18 protein-coding genes are annotated in these 15303 nt (G+C 69.4%); 12 read left to right on the forward strand and 6 right to left on the reverse strand.

Translation table 11 applies throughout. The features are described from left to right. The first annotated feature begins 15 nt into the window (after nt 1-15). The 3 genes from OG588_RS20300 (at nt 16) to OG588_RS20310 (ending at nt 4935) form a co-directional block, all read left to right on the forward strand. The gene (locus OG588_RS20300) at nt 16-1392 is read left to right on the forward strand and encodes a hypothetical protein (RefSeq protein WP_405948524.1); all 1377 of its coding nucleotides are present in this window, start codon (nt 16-18) and stop codon (nt 1390-1392) included. Between the two features lie 107 nt (nt 1393-1499). Beyond that, nucleotides 1500-3131 carry a penicillin-binding transpeptidase domain-containing protein gene (locus OG588_RS20305; protein ID WP_405948525.1) on the forward strand — a complete coding sequence of 544 codons (1632 nt, stop codon included), beginning with the start codon at nt 1500-1502 and terminating at the stop codon, nt 3129-3131. A 124-nt stretch (nt 3132-3255) separates the two neighbouring features. Further along, complete coding sequence (locus tag OG588_RS20310) at nt 3256-4935, forward strand: penicillin-binding transpeptidase domain-containing protein (protein ID WP_405948526.1); 1680 nt, start codon at nt 3256-3258, stop codon at nt 4933-4935. 23 nt (nt 4936-4958) lie between these two features. On the opposite strand, the gene OG588_RS20315 is transcribed toward OG588_RS20310, so the two are convergent. Continuing rightward, nucleotides 4959-5315 (reverse strand): SsgA family sporulation/cell division regulator, encoded by a 357-nt coding sequence (locus OG588_RS20315; RefSeq protein ID WP_405948527.1) that lies wholly within the window; start codon nt 5313-5315, stop codon nt 4959-4961. Nucleotides 5316-5485: 170 nt separating this feature from the next. Here OG588_RS20315 and OG588_RS20320 point away from each other — a divergent pair, with 170 nt between their 5' ends. From OG588_RS20320 to OG588_RS20355, 8 genes are all read left to right on the forward strand, one after another. After that, entirely contained in the window at nt 5486-6520 is a 1035-nt protein-coding gene (locus OG588_RS20320; protein ID WP_405948528.1) for an energy-coupling factor ABC transporter permease, read from the forward strand. A 1-nt stretch (nt 6521) separates the two neighbouring features. Beyond that, the gene (gene cbiQ / locus OG588_RS20325) at nt 6522-7283 is read left to right on the forward strand and encodes a cobalt ECF transporter T component CbiQ (protein WP_405948529.1); all 762 of its coding nucleotides are present in this window, start codon (nt 6522-6524) and stop codon (nt 7281-7283) included. After that, entirely contained in the window at nt 7271-8035 is a 765-nt protein-coding gene (locus OG588_RS20330; RefSeq protein ID WP_318016843.1) for an ABC transporter ATP-binding protein, read from the forward strand. The genes cbiQ and OG588_RS20330 overlap by 13 nt, the downstream gene beginning before the upstream one ends. Continuing rightward, nucleotides 8032-8499 carry a MarR family winged helix-turn-helix transcriptional regulator gene (locus OG588_RS20335; RefSeq protein ID WP_405948530.1) on the forward strand — a complete coding sequence of 156 codons (468 nt, stop codon included), beginning with the start codon at nt 8032-8034 and terminating at the stop codon, nt 8497-8499. Before OG588_RS20330 ends, OG588_RS20335 begins: the two co-directional genes overlap by 4 nt. A 129-nt stretch (nt 8500-8628) precedes the next feature. Continuing rightward, nucleotides 8629-9093, forward strand: a complete 465-nt coding sequence (locus tag OG588_RS20340) for an organic hydroperoxide resistance protein (RefSeq protein ID WP_405948531.1) — start codon at nt 8629-8631, stop codon at nt 9091-9093. A 33-nt stretch (nt 9094-9126) separates the two neighbouring features. Next, on the forward strand, nt 9127-10299 hold the full coding sequence (locus OG588_RS20345) for a serine hydrolase domain-containing protein (RefSeq protein WP_405948532.1): 1173 nt from the start codon (nt 9127-9129) through the stop codon (nt 10297-10299). 28 nt (nt 10300-10327) lie between these two features. Continuing rightward, a complete protein-coding gene (locus tag OG588_RS20350; protein WP_405948533.1) occupies nt 10328-10762 on the forward strand; it encodes a RidA family protein in 435 nt (144 codons plus the stop codon). Between the two features lie 94 nt (nt 10763-10856). Next, the gene (locus OG588_RS20355) at nt 10857-11138 is read left to right on the forward strand and encodes a hypothetical protein (protein WP_405948534.1); all 282 of its coding nucleotides are present in this window, start codon (nt 10857-10859) and stop codon (nt 11136-11138) included. Nucleotides 11139-11155: 17 nt separating this feature from the next. Here OG588_RS20355 and OG588_RS20360 read toward each other — a convergent pair whose 3' ends face one another. From OG588_RS20360 to OG588_RS20375, 4 genes are all read right to left on the reverse strand, one after another. Further along, a complete protein-coding gene (locus OG588_RS20360) occupies nt 11156-12001 on the reverse strand; it encodes a DMT family transporter (RefSeq protein WP_405948535.1) in 846 nt (281 codons plus the stop codon). Beyond that, complete coding sequence (locus OG588_RS20365; RefSeq protein WP_405948536.1) at nt 11998-12510, reverse strand: YbaK/EbsC family protein; 513 nt, start codon at nt 12508-12510, stop codon at nt 11998-12000. Before OG588_RS20365 ends, OG588_RS20360 begins: the two co-directional genes overlap by 4 nt. Before the next feature lie 562 nt (nt 12511-13072). Next, nucleotides 13073-13258 (reverse strand): DUF397 domain-containing protein, encoded by a 186-nt coding sequence (locus tag OG588_RS20370; RefSeq protein WP_405948537.1) that lies wholly within the window; start codon nt 13256-13258, stop codon nt 13073-13075. Next, nucleotides 13255-14100 carry a helix-turn-helix domain-containing protein gene (locus tag OG588_RS20375; RefSeq protein WP_405948538.1) on the reverse strand — a complete coding sequence of 282 codons (846 nt, stop codon included), beginning with the start codon at nt 14098-14100 and terminating at the stop codon, nt 13255-13257. Before OG588_RS20375 ends, OG588_RS20370 begins: the two co-directional genes overlap by 4 nt. A 137-nt stretch (nt 14101-14237) precedes the next feature. Between OG588_RS20375 and OG588_RS20380 the strand changes: the two genes are divergently transcribed. Further along, a complete protein-coding gene (locus tag OG588_RS20380) occupies nt 14238-14636 on the forward strand; it encodes an ATP-binding protein (RefSeq protein ID WP_405948539.1) in 399 nt (132 codons plus the stop codon). A gap of 14 nt (nt 14637-14650) precedes the next feature. On the opposite strand, the gene OG588_RS20385 is transcribed toward OG588_RS20380, so the two are convergent. After that, complete coding sequence (locus OG588_RS20385) at nt 14651-15205, reverse strand: isochorismatase family protein (RefSeq protein ID WP_405948540.1); 555 nt, start codon at nt 15203-15205, stop codon at nt 14651-14653. Nucleotides 15206-15303 lie beyond the last annotated feature (98 nt).

The following is a 15303-nucleotide window of genomic DNA, read 5'->3' on the forward strand; positions in this document are numbered from 1 at the left end:
GGGGGACTGGACGACGTGGACGATCACCTTGAAGCCGCGGTCAGAGCGCTGGCGTGGAACTCGGCGACACCGGGCAGCGTGCTGCTGCGGCTGCTCAAACTTGACCACCGGGACGTGCGGAGAACCATCACCTGGCGCGCCGACCTGCCGCCGGAGGTCGTCGACGCGATCCTGACGGACCCCGATCCGCGGATCCGGCAGGATTTCGCCGACAGCGCCACTGCCGACGCGGCTCAGCGCGCCCGGCTCATCGACGATCCGTCACCGAAGGTCGTTCTCCTCCTCGCCGTCGGGCCGACGCCGTACCGGCTCCCGGTGGAGCCGCTGCCCGACTGGGCGTACGAGCGGCTGCTGAAGCACCCGGACGAGCGCATCCGCCGCGAGACCGTCGTGTCGCACCTCGTCCCCACCCGTCTCCTGGCCGGCCTGGCGGACCATCCCGACAGCGCCCTTCGCGCGGCGGCCTGCCGCGCGTGGGAGGAACTGCCGCACGCCACAAGGGAGTTGCTGCTCCGGGACGACGACCTGAAGGTGCGGCAGGCCGCGGCGATACAGGTCTGCCGCGAGGACGCGGAGCGGACGGCGTGGCTGGTCGAGAGCCTCGGCAACTCCTGGCCGGTGCACGAGGTGCTGCGGACCGGGCTGCTCAGCCGCGAGTTCGCCGAGCGCATGGTGGCCGAGCCGAACCCGGTCTCGGTGGCCGCGAACCCCTCCCTCCCACCGGACCTCGTACGCCGGCTGGCCGTCGACCCGAACCCCCGCATCCGCCTCGTCGTCTCCGCCCGGCCGGAACTGACGGAGGCGGAACGCGCGGCCGTCGACTACACCGTGGAGCCCGAGGCACGCCTGGACACCCTGGACTGGGTGTGGGACGCCCGCGAGGACGTCGAGGTGCTGCGCCGGTGCGCGACGTCCGCGCACACCTGGCTGCGCCGCAGCGCAGCGGTGTGCCCGGCCCTGCCCCCGGACATGGTCGAACTCCTCGCCCAGGACGAGGACTTCGCCGTACGACTGCTGCTGGGCGAGTTCCATCCCGAGCCGCCGCCGGAGCTACTGCTCGACCTGTATCTGCACGGCACTCACCGGGCCGTGGCGATGCTCATCGCCAACCCCCGGTTCCCGTCGGAGGGAATGGCGGCCCGTTTCCTGAACTCCCCGGATCCGGACCACCGTCGGCTGGCGCTGCGTGATCCCGCGCTGACCCCCGAGGACATGGACCGGCTCAGCCGTGAAGGGCTGCCCGGGTTGGCCGCCCGGGACCCGCGACTGCCCCTGCCGCGGATCCGTGAACTGCTCGCCGACCCCGACCTGGTCGGCTCCGTCGCCGGCAACCCCGCTCTCCCCGTCGAGGACATGCACCGGCTCCTCGACGCCGCGGGGGTCCCCGCCTGATCGCTCGTCGGGCGATCTCCGTTAGGACAACAAAAGGCAACACCCCTCACACCTTTCCCCCACGCCACTTACAGTCGGAGGACTGACAACGGGGAGAGGAACGCGCGATGCGCAAGGGGGTAAAGGCCACCGTCATCGGCAGTGTGTTCGCCGTGATGGTGGGCGGGGCCGGGTACGGGGCGTTCAACGTCGTGTCCGCGCTGGGAGGTTCGGACGGAGTGGCTGGGGTCGGTGGTTCCACGGCCAAGAAGACCGGGCCGCCCAGCAGCAGTGAGGTCAAGGAGACCACCAAGAAGTTCTTCGCGGCCTGGGAGAGCGGGGAGTCGGTGACCGCCGCGTCGTACACGAACAACGACGCCGCCGCCGACCTCGTGCTGGAGTCCTACAGCGGGGCCGGTCACATCACGAAGGTGAAGATCACGCCCGGTACGGCGACCGGCGCCACCGTGCCGTTCACGGTGAAGGCAACGGTGTCATACGACGGGAAGTCCAAGCCGCTCAGCTACCGGAGCCGACTGACCGTCGTACGCGGGAAGACCACCGGGCGGGCCCTGGTCGACTGGCAACCGACCGTCATCCACCCGGAGTTGAAGACCGGCGACACCTTCGTCACCGGGGAGTCCGCGAGCCCGGCGATCGAGGCCGTGGACCGGAACGGGACCGTGCTGACGAAGGAGAAGTATCCGTCGCTGGGGCCGATACTCGACGAGTTGCGCGACAAGTACGGTGACAAGGCGGGTGGTACGCCCGGTATCGAGCTGTCGATCAAGCACGAGGCCGCGGACTCGGCCGACACCACGCTGCTGACCCTGGAGAAGGGCAAGGCAGGCAAGGTGCGCACGACGCTCAACGCCACCGCGCAGGCCGCCGCCGAGAAGGCCGTGACGAAGTACTCGGAGTCGTCGATCGTGGCTCTGCAGCCGAGCACCGGGCAGGTGCTGGCGATCGCCAACAACCGTAACGACGGCTTCAACGCCGCGTTCCTGGGGCAGTTGGCGCCGGGATCCACCATGAAGATCATCAGTGCCGCCACACTCATCGACACCGGGCTGACCACGATGAACGGCTCGGCGCCCTGCCCGCCCACCGCGACCTGGCAGAGCCAGACCTTCCACAACCTGACGGGCCTGTCCCCGGACGAGGGCGCGAGCCTCTCCGACAGCTTCGCCCGCTCCTGCAACACGGCCTTCGTGAAGTTCGCCGACGACGTCAAGGTGGATTCCCTCACCACGGAGGCCGAGGACCGCTTCGGGCTCGGCCGGGACAACTGGAAGACCGGCATCCCGTCCTTCGACGGCTCGGTCCCCGCGTCCGGCGGCCCGGACACCGCGGCCAACCTGATCGGCCAGGGCCAGGTGCAGATGAGCCCGCTGAACATGGCGTCGGTGACGGCGACCGCGAAGACGGGCACCTTCCGCCAGCCGATCCTCGTCGCGCAGAGCCTCGACGGCCGCCAACTGGCCACCGCCAAGGGCCTGTCGGCGAGTACGTCGGCCCAGCTGCGGGCGATGATGAACCGCACCGCGACCAGCGGCACCGCGGCCGGCATCATGTCCGGGCTCGGCGGCAGCATCGGCGCGAAGACGGGCTCCGCCGAGGTGGACGGGCAGTCCAAGTCGAACAGTTGGTTCACCGGTTACCGCAACGACGTGGCCGCGGCCGCGATGACCCAGGACGGCGGCCACGGCATCGACGCGGCCGGCCCGATCGTCCGGGCCGTACTGGCGGCAGGTGGCTGATCTCACTCCGCGGGGAAACGAACTCACCCGCACAGGACGGGACTCTAGGGTGGGCCCCGTCGTTGGGGTGTGAGAGGGCCTAGGGCGGCGGGGGCCCAAAGGGATTCGCGGAGGATCGGGAACTGTGGGCACGAGGGGCAAGAAAAAGGTCGTCGCCGAGCGGCGCAAGGCCAGACCCGCCGTCGTCGGCGGGGTGATCGCCGTGGCCGTCGTCGGCGCGGGCGTCGGCGCCTACGCGCTGTACGACGGCGGGGCGTCGGCCGAGGCACGCACGTCGACCACCGCCGACCACAAGGCCATCAAGACGGGCCCGTTGTCGGCGACCGAGGTGCAGACGACCGCGAAGCGCTTCCTCACCGACTGGCAGTCGGGCAAGGTCGCCCAGGCCGCCGCCACGACCGACAAGTCGACGGCGGCCACCGCCCTGCTCACCGGCTACACGAAGAACGCCCACATGAAGGGCATCACCGTCACCGAGGGCGCCCGCACCGGCGCCAAGGTGCCCTTCTCCGTGAAGTGCACGGTGTCGTACAAGGGCATCAACAAGCCCATGACGTACGCCACTTCACTCACCGTCGTGCGCAGCGCGAAGGACGGCAAGCCGTACGTCCAGTGGCACGCCTCCGTCGTCCACCCCGACCTCGCGGACGGCGACACCCTGGTGACCGGCGAGTCCGGCACCCCGCCGATCAAGGCCTACGACCGTGACGGCGGCGAGCTCACGACCGCCAAGTACCCGTCCCTGGGGCCGGTGTTGGACGGGCTGCGGGAGAAGTTCGGCAAGAAGGCCGGCGGCAAGGCGGGCGTCGAGCTCCGGGTGGTCCGGGGCAAGAAGTCCAAGGAGTCCGACAAGACCCTCGTCGAGCTGAGCAAGGGCACGCCGGGCAAGGTGAAGACGACGCTCAGCCCGACCCTCCAGGCGGCGGCCGAGACACAGGTCAGCAAGCAGAAGAACTCCTCGGTCGTCATGATGCGCCCGTCGACCGGCGAGATCCTGGCCGTCGCGAACGCCTCGCACGGCTTCAACGTGGCCTTCCAGGGCTCCCTCGCCCCCGGCTCCACGATGAAGGTCGTGACGTCGACGATGCTCTTCGAGAAGAACCTCATCACCCCGGACGCGTCGCACCCCTGCCCCAAGACGTACAAGCTCGCGGGCTGGACCTTCCACAACGACGACGACTCGGAGATCAAGAAGGGCACGTTCAAGATGGCCTTCGGGGCCTCCTGCAACAACGCCTTCATCAACTTCGCGCCCAAGCTGTCCAACAGCGACCTGACGACGGAGGCCCAGCAGGTCTACGGCCTCGGCATGAACAACTGGGCCATCGGCGTCCCCACCTTCGACGGCTCGGTCCCGGTGCAGAGCGGCGCGCAGATGGGCGCCTCGCTGATCGGCCAGGGCGGGGTCCGCATGAACCCGCTGAACATGGCGTCGGTCGCCTCGACGGTCGACACGGGCACCTTCCACCAGCCGTACCTGGTCTCCGCGACGGTCGACAACCGCACGCTCGCCAAGGCCTCCCGCACGATGTCCTCGACGACGCAGTCCGAGCTGAAGGAGGTCATGAAGTACACGGCGGACTACGGCACGGCAGCCGAGGCGATGTCCGGGCTCGGTCCGGACTACGGCGCGAAGACCGGCTCGGCGGAGGTCGACGGCCAGAAGAAGCCCAACGGCTGGTTCACCGCGTACAAGGGCGACCTGGCCGCCGCCGGTGTGGTCCAGGCGGGCGGCCACGGCGGCGACACGGCGGGCCCGATCGTGGCGGCGCTGCTCAAGCTGGGCAGCAGCCTCGGCGGCTGAACCTCCGTGTCCCTACGGGGAGTTCAGCTCCCGACGGGCGTGGTGGCCGCCGTATAGGTCCGCCGCAGGAAGCGCATGATCGTCTTCGTCTCGAACTGGACGACGGAGACGCCCTGTTCGGAGTGGAACTCCACCACGGCCTGCACCCGCCCGCACGGCCACACCCGCACCTCGCCGCTGCCGGCCGGGGCACGCAGCCCCTGCTCCAGCAGCTCCCGGTCGAAGGTCCATTCATGCGGTCCGGGCAGGCCGATACGGACGGCTCGGGGATCGGATTCGGGGTCGTACCGCAGGACGACGGGGACCGCGTCACGGTCCAGCCGGTCCACGTCCTCATCGGTGACGATATGGGCTCGCGCGTACTGTTCGACTACGGACATCGGGCGGCCCCTTACGCTGAGTGACCTGTGTGAAAGCTATGCATCCGCTTCCACTACCCAAATGTCGCACATTTTCTCGGGAGCGCCCTCCGGGGCGATAGATCTCACATATCGGCAAGAGACTTCCTCGCTCTTGCAAAGGACTCGCAACAAGCATCTAAAATCATCCCGTGCATGTGCCTGACGGATTCATCGACGCCCCCATATCCGCCGCGACCGCCGTGGTCGCCGCCGGCGCCATCGCCGTGAGCCTGCGCGGCGCCCGCCGCGAACTCGACGAGCGGACGGCGCCGCTGGCGGGCCTGGTCGCCGCGTTCATCTTCGCCGTGCAGATGCTCAACTTCCCGGTGGCGGCCGGCACCAGCGGCCACCTGCTGGGCGGCGCCCTGGCCGCGATCCTGGTCGGCCCCTACACAGGCGTCCTCTGCGTCTCGGTCGTCCTCCTCATGCAGGGCATCCTGTTCGCGGACGGCGGCCTGACCGCGCTCGGCGTGAACATCACCGACATGGCGCTCACGACGACGGTCGTGGCGTACGCCGTCTTCCGCGGCCTGGTGAAGGTGCTGCCCCGCACCCGCCGCTCGATCACCGCCGCGTCCTTCACCGCGGCCCTGCTCTCGGTCCCCGCGGCCGCCCTCGTCTTCACCCTCCTCTACTCCCTCGGCGGCACCACCGACGTCTCCCTCGGCAAGGTCGCCACCGCGATGATCGGCGTCCACGTCCTCATCGGCGTCGGCGAGGCCGCGATCACCGCGCTGACGGTGGGCGCGGTGATCGCCGTACGCCCGGATCTGGTCCACGGCGCGCGCGGCCTGGAGCAACGCCTCAAGCTGCGCGTGAACGGCGAACTCGTTGACGCGCCAACGCAGTTGGCGCCGGTCGCTGCTCGGGGTGCTTCGCGTCGCAAGCTCTGGATCGGCGGCCTGGTCACATCCCTCCTCCTCGCCGGTTTCGTCAGCTTCTACGCCTCCTCGAACCCCGACGGCCTGGAGAAGGTCGCCGCCGACCAGGGCATCGACCGGCAGACCAAGGAGCACGCCTCGGCGGACTCCCCGCTGGCCGACTACGGCGTACGGGACGTCGACGACGCCCGGCTCTCCGGCGGCCTCGCGGGCGTGATCGGCGTGGGCGTGACGGTCGTGGCGGGCACGGGCGTCTTCTGGGCGGTCCGCAAGCGCCGTGGCACCACCTCGCAGGCGGCCTGAGATGGGCGCGGGCCACGCCCACCGCCTCTACCGACACGGCCACTCCCCCGTCCACGCGCTGCCCCCGCACACCAAACTGGCCGCCGTCCTCGCCTTCGTGGTGATCGTGGTGTCGACCCCGCGCGAGGCGATGTGGGCGTTCGGCCTCTACGCCGCACTGCTCGCCCTGGTCGCGTACGCGGCCCGCGTGCCCGCCGCCTTCCTCCTCCGCCGCCTGCTGATCGAGATCCCGTTCGTGGCGTTCGCGGTCCTCATGCCCTTCGTGGCGGAGGGCGAGCAAGTGACCGTCCTGGGCGTCCAGTTGAGCGTGAACGGCCTCTGGGGCGCGTGGAACGTCCTGGCGAAGGGCACGCTGGGCGTAGCCGCCTCGGTCCTCCTCGCCGCGACCACCGAACTCCGCGAACTCCTCCTGGGCCTCCAGCGGTTGAAGCTCCCGCCCCTCCTCGTCCAGATCGCGTCCTTCATGATCCGCTACGGCGATGTCATCACGGACGAGATGCGCCGGATGCGGATCGCCCGCGAGTCACGGGGTTTCGAGGCCCGGGGCATCCGCCACTGGGGTGTGCTCGCGAAGTCGGCGGGCGCGCTGTTCATCCGCTCCTACGAGCGCGGGGAGCGGGTCCATCTGGCCATGGTGAGCCGGGGTTACACAGGCTCCATGCCGGTGATCGACGAGGTGACCGCGGACCGGGCGCAGTGGTCGTACGCCCTCGCACTCCCGTCAGCCGCCCTTGTCGTATGCCTGTTGGGATGGACGCTGTGACCGATTCCCTTTCGCTGGAGGTCTCTGGCCTCGCCTTCGCCTACCCCGACGGCCAACAAGCCCTGTTCGGCGTCGACTTCACCGTCGCGCGCGGTGAACGGGTCGCCCTGCTCGGACCGAACGGCGCCGGCAAGACCACCCTCGTGCTGCACCTCAACGGCATCCTCACGGCCGGCGCCGGGACGGTGACGGTGGCCGGACTCCCGGTCGGCAAGCGGCACATGGCGGAGATCAGGCGCCGGGTCGGGATCGTCTTCCAGGACCCCGACGACCAGTTGTTCATGCCGACGGTCCGCGAGGACGTGGCGTTCGGCCCGGCTGCGGCCGGCATGAAGGGCGCCGAGCTGGAGCAACGGGTGCGTACGGCACTGGAGTTGGTGGGGATGGCGGAGTTCGCGGACCGTCCCCCGCACCACCTCTCGTTCGGGCAGCGGCGGCGAGTCGCGGTGGCAACGGTCCTGGCGATGGAACCGGAGATCCTCGTCCTGGACGAGCCCTCCTCCAACCTCGACCCCGCCTCGCGCCGCGAACTGGCCGACATCCTGAGGTCGTTGGACGTGACGGTCCTCATGGTCACGCACGACCTGCCGTACGCACTGGAGTTGTGCCCGCGCGCGCTGATCCTCAGCGAGGGCGTGATCGCGGCGGACGGCAAGACCGGCGAACTCCTCTCCGACGAGGCGCTGATGCGCGCCCATCGCCTGGAGCTGCCCTTCGGGTTCGACCCGCGGTCCGTGACAATGGGCGCGTGACGAACGAGGACCGTACGGATACCGGGTCGCTGCTCCTCGACGAGCAGTTGTGCTTCGCGCTGTACGCGGCCCAGCGGGCGCTGACGGCCGCGTACCGCCCCCTCCTGGAGGAGCTGGAGCTGACCTACCCGCAGTACCTCGTCCTCCTCGTCCTCTGGGAGCGCGGCGAGACCCCGATCAAGGACCTCGCGACGGCCCTGCGCCTCGACTACGGCACGATGTCACCACTCCTGAAGCGCCTGGAGGCGGCGGGCCTGGTCCGTCGGGAGCGGTCGGCACACGACGAGCGCTCGGTCCTGGTCGCGTGCACGGAGCGCGGTACGGCCCTCAGGGAGCGCGCGACCCGGGTACCCGGCGCGCTGCTGGCGGCGACGGAGCTGGAGATGCCGGAAGTCGCCCGCCTGCGGGGGGAACTGTGGCGGCTGGCGGAGCGGGCGGAGGCGGCGGCGGAACGGGCCCGCTGACCTGCTGACCTCGGGTTACCGACGGTTCGCACCCCTGAAGGACACGACCGCACTACTCGCCAGTATCTTGTGCACGATGTAGTTGCGCACTCTCTGTGTCCGTGTTTCCACCCCGGGGGAGGTCCCGCCATGACCGACGATTCCGCTGCCACCACCGACACCGCCGTCGACACCCGCCCGACGAAGATCATGTACGTCGCCGAGGCCACTGCCCACGGCGGCCGCGACGGCTATGTCAGCAGCCTGGACGGCCGGCTCTCCCTCCAGGTCGCGATGCCCCCGGCGCTGGGCGGCGACGGCAACGGCACCAACCCCGAGCAGCTCTTCGCGGCCGGCTACAGCTCCTGCTTCCACAACGCGCTCGTCCTGGTCGGCCGTAGAGCGGGCTTCGACCTGACCGGTTCCACGGTCGCCGCGAAGGTGGGCATCGGCCCCAACAAGCAGCACGGCTACGGCCTCGCGGTCGCCCTGAGCGTGTCCCTGCCGATCCTCGACCAGGGCATCGCGGCGAAGCTGGTGGACGCGGCGCACGAGGTCTGCCCGTACTCGAACGCGACCCGCGGGAACATCGACGTGACGATCCTGCTTGGTTGAGAGAGGCCGGACGGCAGAACAAGGAGCGCGGACGTGGACGTGAACGGCGTGGTGGCCGAGGGCTTCGAGCCGGTCAGGGAGGCGTTCGTACGGAACTTCGAGGTACGCGGGGACCGGGGCGCGGCGGTGACGGTGTACCGGCACGGACACCGGGTCGTGGACCTCTGGGCGGGCACGAAGGACGTCGACGGCACCGCACCCTGGGAACAGGACACGGCCCAGATCGTCCGGTCGGCGACGAAGGGCGTGGCGGCCGCCGTACTGCTCCTGCTGGCGCAGCGCGGGGAACTGGACCTGGACGCTCCGGTGGGCGAGTACTGGCCGGAGTACAAGACGGCCGGCAAGGAGCACACCCGGGTGTGGCACCTGCTGGCCCACCGCGCGGGCGTACCGGTACTGGACCACCCGCTGACCCCGGCGCAGGCCGCCGACCCGGTGCTCAGCGCGACGGCGGTGGCGGCGCAGGCACCGGCGTGGGAGCCGGGCACGGACCACGGGTACCACGCGCAGACGTACAGCTGGCTGACCGGTGAACTGGTTCGCCGGGTGACGGGCCGGTCGATCGGCGAGTGGATCGCGGACGAGATCGCGGTCCCGGTCGGGGCGGACCTGTGGGTGGGCCTGCCGACGTCCTCGGCGAACCGGGTGGGCCGAGTCGCCCAGCTGGAAGCCCCGGCAACGGACGCGAGCGCGCTCCGCATGCGCCCCAAGCGCTCGGTCTCCGAGGCGTACGCGAACCCCGACTCGCTCACCCGGCGCGCGTTCGGGGCGATCACGCCGATGCCGGACGAGAACGACCCGGCGTACCGGGCGGCCGAACTCCCCGCGTCGAACGGCATCGCGACGGCGGACGGACTGGCCCGTTTCTACGCGTCGCTGATCGGCGAACTGGACGGCGGGACAAGGCTGTTCGAGCCGGAGACGATCGAGCCGGCCCGCACGGAACGCTCGTCGGGCCCGGACCGCGTCCTCGTGGTGAACACTCGTTTCGGCCTGGGCTACATGCTGCACGGCAGCGCGTCCCCCCTCCTCTCGGAGGGCTCCTTCGGCCACCCGGGCCGAGGCGGCGCACTGGGCTTCGCCGACCCGGAGTCGGGCATCGCGTTCGGCTACGTCACGAACGGCTTCCGCAAGAGCGTGACGGCGGACCCGAGGGCACAGGCGCTGGTGAGGGCGGTCAAGGCGTCTTTGCCGCAACCGGAATGAACCGGCCCGGCCGGGAGGTTCCCCGTCCATGACGCCCAAGAACGACGACCCCGCCACCGCCACCGACGCCCGCACGATCACCAACCCGCCCACGCTCCACGACCCGACCCCGTTCGGCTACAGCCACGCGGTCTCGGCACCCGGTGAACTCGTCTTCATCGCGGGCCAGTACGCCTCCGACGAGACGGGCACACCGGTACCGGGCGACTTCGCGGCACAGGTGGAGTTGGCGTTCCTCCGCCTACGGTCGGCGCTGGCGGGAGTAGGCCTGGACTTCGAACACGTGGTCCGCCTGGGCACGTTCATCGTCGACCACGACCTCACCAAGCTGGAAACCCTGGGCAAGGCCCTGCACGCGAACTTCGGCAACCGCCTACCGGCCCAGACCCTCAGCGGCGTCGCGTCCCTCGCACTGCCCGGGATGCTGTTCGAGGTGGACGCGGTGGCGGTACGGCACGCCTGACGGGCACGGCTCGAGTCGTCGGATGTCGCCGTATCCGACACCGATACTCTCGTGGGCCGCCGACGAACGGTCGGCGGAAATCGAGGGAGAACCTGTGAGTCGAGCCGACGTCCCACTCCGCGTCCCGGTCCTGTACGCGATATCCGCGACCTGCGCCGTCATAGGCGCGCTGCTGTGGATACGCGGCGAGATCAACACACCCGCCACACTGCAGTCCAGTTCCTACGGTTCCTTCCTGGCAGCAGAGACCACCGCAGAGTCGACCTGGCGGGTGTGGTCACCGGCTGTGCCCCAAGCTCGCCTCGGCCTGTACCTCATCGGGGTCTCGCTGGTACTGACGGTGACAGCACGCCTGTTCTCCATCCGCCGGGACTGAGCCTGCGCCGCAAAACCCTAACCGGCCCGCAGCATGAGCCCGATCCCGACGACCAGCAGTCCGGCCGCCGCGAGGCGCGGGGCTCCGAAGCGTTCCTTGAAGAAGAGTGCCCCGATCGCCGCGCCGACGATGATCGACGACTCGCGCAGGGCGGCGATGGGAGCGAGTTCGGCGCGGGTCTGGGCCCACAGGACGAGGCTGTACGCCGTCACGGACAGGGCGGCGCCGAGGAAGCCGACGGCGGCGAACGGCCGTAGTTTCGCGATGAATTGGCCTCGCCAGCGGTGCAGGGCGTACGCCGGGACGGCCAGGCCCTCGATCGCCATCAGCCAGGCGATGTAGCCGAGCGAGGACCCCGAGGCGCGCACGCCCAGCCCGTCGACGACGGTGTACGCGGCGATCGACACGCCTGTCGCCAACGCGGCCCCGATCGCAGCCCAGTTGGGCCGCCGCCCGCGCATTCCCCACAGGGCGACGCCGGTCAGGCCCGTGCACGACAGGGCGATGCCGGCGGCGGCCCAGGCATTCGGCACCTCGTGGGCGAAGACGGCGGCCAGTACGGTCACGAGGAGGGGCGCCGTGCCGCGTGCGATGGGGTACGCCTGCCCGAAGTCCCCCAGCCGGAAGGACTTCATCAGCAGCGCGAAGTACACGACGTGGATGACCCCCGACACGATCAGATACGGCCATGCCGCAGCCGCCGGGAACCCTCCGAACGGCGCCAGCGCCAACCCGATCAGCGCCCCGCCGCCCGCGATCAGCGTGAAGCCGACGAGCTTGTCCTCGATGCGGTGGGCGAGGGCGTTCCAGCAGGCGTGGGTGACGGCGGCGAGCAGGACGGCGGCGGCGACCTCCGGAGTCACGGGGTCTGCTCGCGCACGTCCACGAGGGTGGCACCGGCCTGCGCGACAAGTTCCTTGGGCTCCATGGGGAACACGGCGTGCGGGTTGCCTGCGGCGGCCCACACGACGTCGTGCGCGAGCAGCGAACGGTCGGCGAGCACACGGGTCTTCGTACGGTGCCCGAAGGGAGGCACGCCCCCGATGGCATACCCGGTCGTCTCCCGTACGACGTCCGCCTTGGCCCGGGTGACCTTCTCCACGCCGAGCTCCTGCCGGACGAGTTCCAGGTCCACCCGCGATGCCCCGTCCATCAGCACCAGTACCGGAATCCCGTCCGCCGCGAAGATCAACGACTTGCAGATCTCACTCAACTCGCACCCGATCGCTGCGGCGGCCTCGGCTGCGGTACGGGTGGCGTCCGGGAAACGCCGAGTACGACCGACCAGCTCCGCGAGCCCCAACTCCCTTAGCGCTTCGGCGAATCGGGGGTTGGCGCCGGAGTTGTCGTCTTCGGTGTTGTTCGTGGTCATGGGGGCACGGTAGCGGCGGGTGTACTGGGCCTGCGACTGAGTTCTGAACGTTGGGCCACTCGCTTCTCAGCCAGTGTCGGGGGGCCGGGGTGAGGGGACGCACTCGCGCCTCGCCGGCACGCCACCTCGGCTCAGCGGCCAACTGTGGGTGGGGGGGTTGCTGGAAGCCGGGGGCAAATCTAACCACCGTCATGAGACGGAGCACCGGGGTGGTAGGTGGGTCGGGGAAGTGTGACACTTCCGCCAAAACTGTCACACTTCTGCGGACCAGGTACCCCGGGGGAGAAGCCACCCACTCACCGTTGGCCGCTGAGCCGACCCGGCGTGCTGGCGAGACGCGAGTGCGCATCCGTCACCCCGGCCGACAACGCAGTACAGGCAAGGGGATGTGTGCCTGGCCACCCGTTCCTCCGGGCTGCTCGCTCGCTTCTGAAACGGGCTGGAGCGGGCCGAGTCAAGGGTGGAGCGAAGCGGAATCGGCGTAGCCGACGCGACCGCAGGGAGCGCCCTTTACTCGGGCCGCGGAAGCCCGACACTGGCCAAGAAGCGAGTGGCCCAACGTTCACTTCGATACGTACGTGACGAACTCGCCCCAAACGGGAGCGGAGAGAGCGACCTGCGCACCCAGCTTGTTCTTCGAGTCACGGATGCGGATCACCGCGGGGGTAGTAGCCACCTCGACGCAGTCGCCGGATTCATTGCTGCTGCTGTAGCTGCTCTTGAACCAGTGGAGTTGCGAGGTGCTCATAGTGCTCCCAGCGCTTGCTCGATGAAGGCCAGCGACTCTCTCGGCGTGAGAGCCTGGGCCCGCATCATCCCATAGCGCAGTTCAAGGACCCGAAGATCCCTGGGGTTTGAGACCGGGCGACCGTTGAACGCTCCGTCGGACCGTCCGATCGCTGTGCCGTCGCTGAACTTCAGCACCTCGATCAGGCCGTTCATGCCTGCGTGCTCCTCGCAAGCGGTAGGCATGACCTGAAGCGCGACGTTCCGCAACCTCCCTACCTCCAGCAGGTGTTCGAGCTGTCGACGCAGCACTGCCTTGCCGCCGATCGGGCGTTCCAGTGTCACCTGTTCCTGAATGAAGCAGAGTGCGGGTTCGGGCGAGCGGTCGAAGACGGACTTCCGAGCGATACGGGCGGCCACATCCCGATCCACCACATCCTGGGGGTAGGGAGGCTGCCGAATGTCGAACAACGCCTGCATGTACTCGGACGTTTGCAGCAGACCATGGATGTTGTGGTTGCTGTAAAGGAGCATCTCGACCGCCCGGTCTTCCATCTCCTTCAGCTCCCGCACCTTCTTCGGGTACCGAGCCTTCTGCATGTCCTCCATAAATGCCTTCAAGTGCCCCTGGGCGTTCAGCAGTTGATCCACCCGGTCCAGGAACTCCGGCCGCGGAATCCGCACCCCGCGCTCGATCTTCCGGATCATGTCCTCGCCGTAGCCCATCGCCACCGCGAGTTCAGCCACCCGCATTCCCGCCGCCTCGCGGAAAACCCTGAGCATCCGCCCGACCGCCTGGACCAACGGCTCGATCTCATCGCCGGGTTCGACATCCCAACCGGCTTCATCCGCACCCTCGTTCATGCCCCACCTCCATCGCGCTTCCGTACCCGTACAACCGACGAGACAGCCGAGACAGCGCGGGACAAAGCGGAGACATTCACGGTACGCACGGTCGCCATCACTCACCCAGGGAAGCAAATCCCGCCACGCTGAGTGACATGAATCAAGAAATCGCCGCCCCTCCCAACTTCACCGTCCTCCTCTCCCCCACTCCCCGAGGCGCACGTCTCGCCCGGCTCCTCGCCACAGAGCAACTCCGCTCCTGGGGGCTCCCGTTGGACCGAGCCGCGCAGATCGTCGCCGAGTTGGCGGCCAACGCCGCGACCCACGGGCGCGTCACGGGACGCGACTTCCGGCTGACCCTGTACGTCGTCGCCGGAACCCTCCGCATCGAGGTGTCGGACACGCGCGGCGACCAACTGCCCCGGCTTCAACAGGCAGACCCGTGTGGTGAATCGGGCCGGGGGCTGCTTCTCGTGGATGCCCTGGCCGACCGTTGGGGTGTCACCCCGGGGCCGCGCCCGCGTAAGACGGTCTGGGCCGAGGTGAGGACGTGAGTGAAGAGTGAGGTTCAGCCTCCGAGTGCTACGTCCTTCGCCGTCTCAACTCCCGCCGTACGACCCGGTGCCGTGTGGTACTTCCAGTACAGGTTCGTGTGCGCGATGACCTGCTCCGGCGGCGGCGCACCCCACTTGCTCAGGTCCGACGTGGTGTGGGCGTCGCCGACGAGGGTCACGTCGTAGCCGCGTACGAACGCGCCGTGGAGCGTGGAACGGATGCACGCGTCGGTGGACGCGCCCGCCACTACCAGGCGGCCGACCTGGGCGGCTGCCAGCACCTCTTCCAGGGAGGTGTCCTCGAAGGAGTCGGGGTAGTGCTTGGGGACGAGGGGCTCGCCGTCCCAGAGGTGGAGTTCGGGGACGTACTCCCAGGCCTCGCTGCCCGCCGGCACCTCCTCGTCGGAGTGCTGGACCCAGACGACCTGGACGCCTTCCTCGCGAGCCCTGTCGACGAGCGCGGAGATGTTGGCGACGACAGCGTCACGCTCGTACGCGTCGGCCACGACACCGACCTGGACGTCAATCACGAGGAGTGCGGTGTTGGGGCGTTCTGTGAGTGTGGTCATGCTCAACACGCTAGTCCGGCCCACTGACATCCGCTCGGTTCGGGGCGGTCCCTCCGTCGCCAACGCGAACTGCCGCGCCACCCGAACTCGGTGACGCG

Origin of the sequence: Streptomyces prunicolor, from assembly GCF_045162825.1 — a bacterium.
GTDB lineage: Bacteria > Actinomycetota > Actinomycetes > Streptomycetales > Streptomycetaceae > Streptomyces > Streptomyces prunicolor.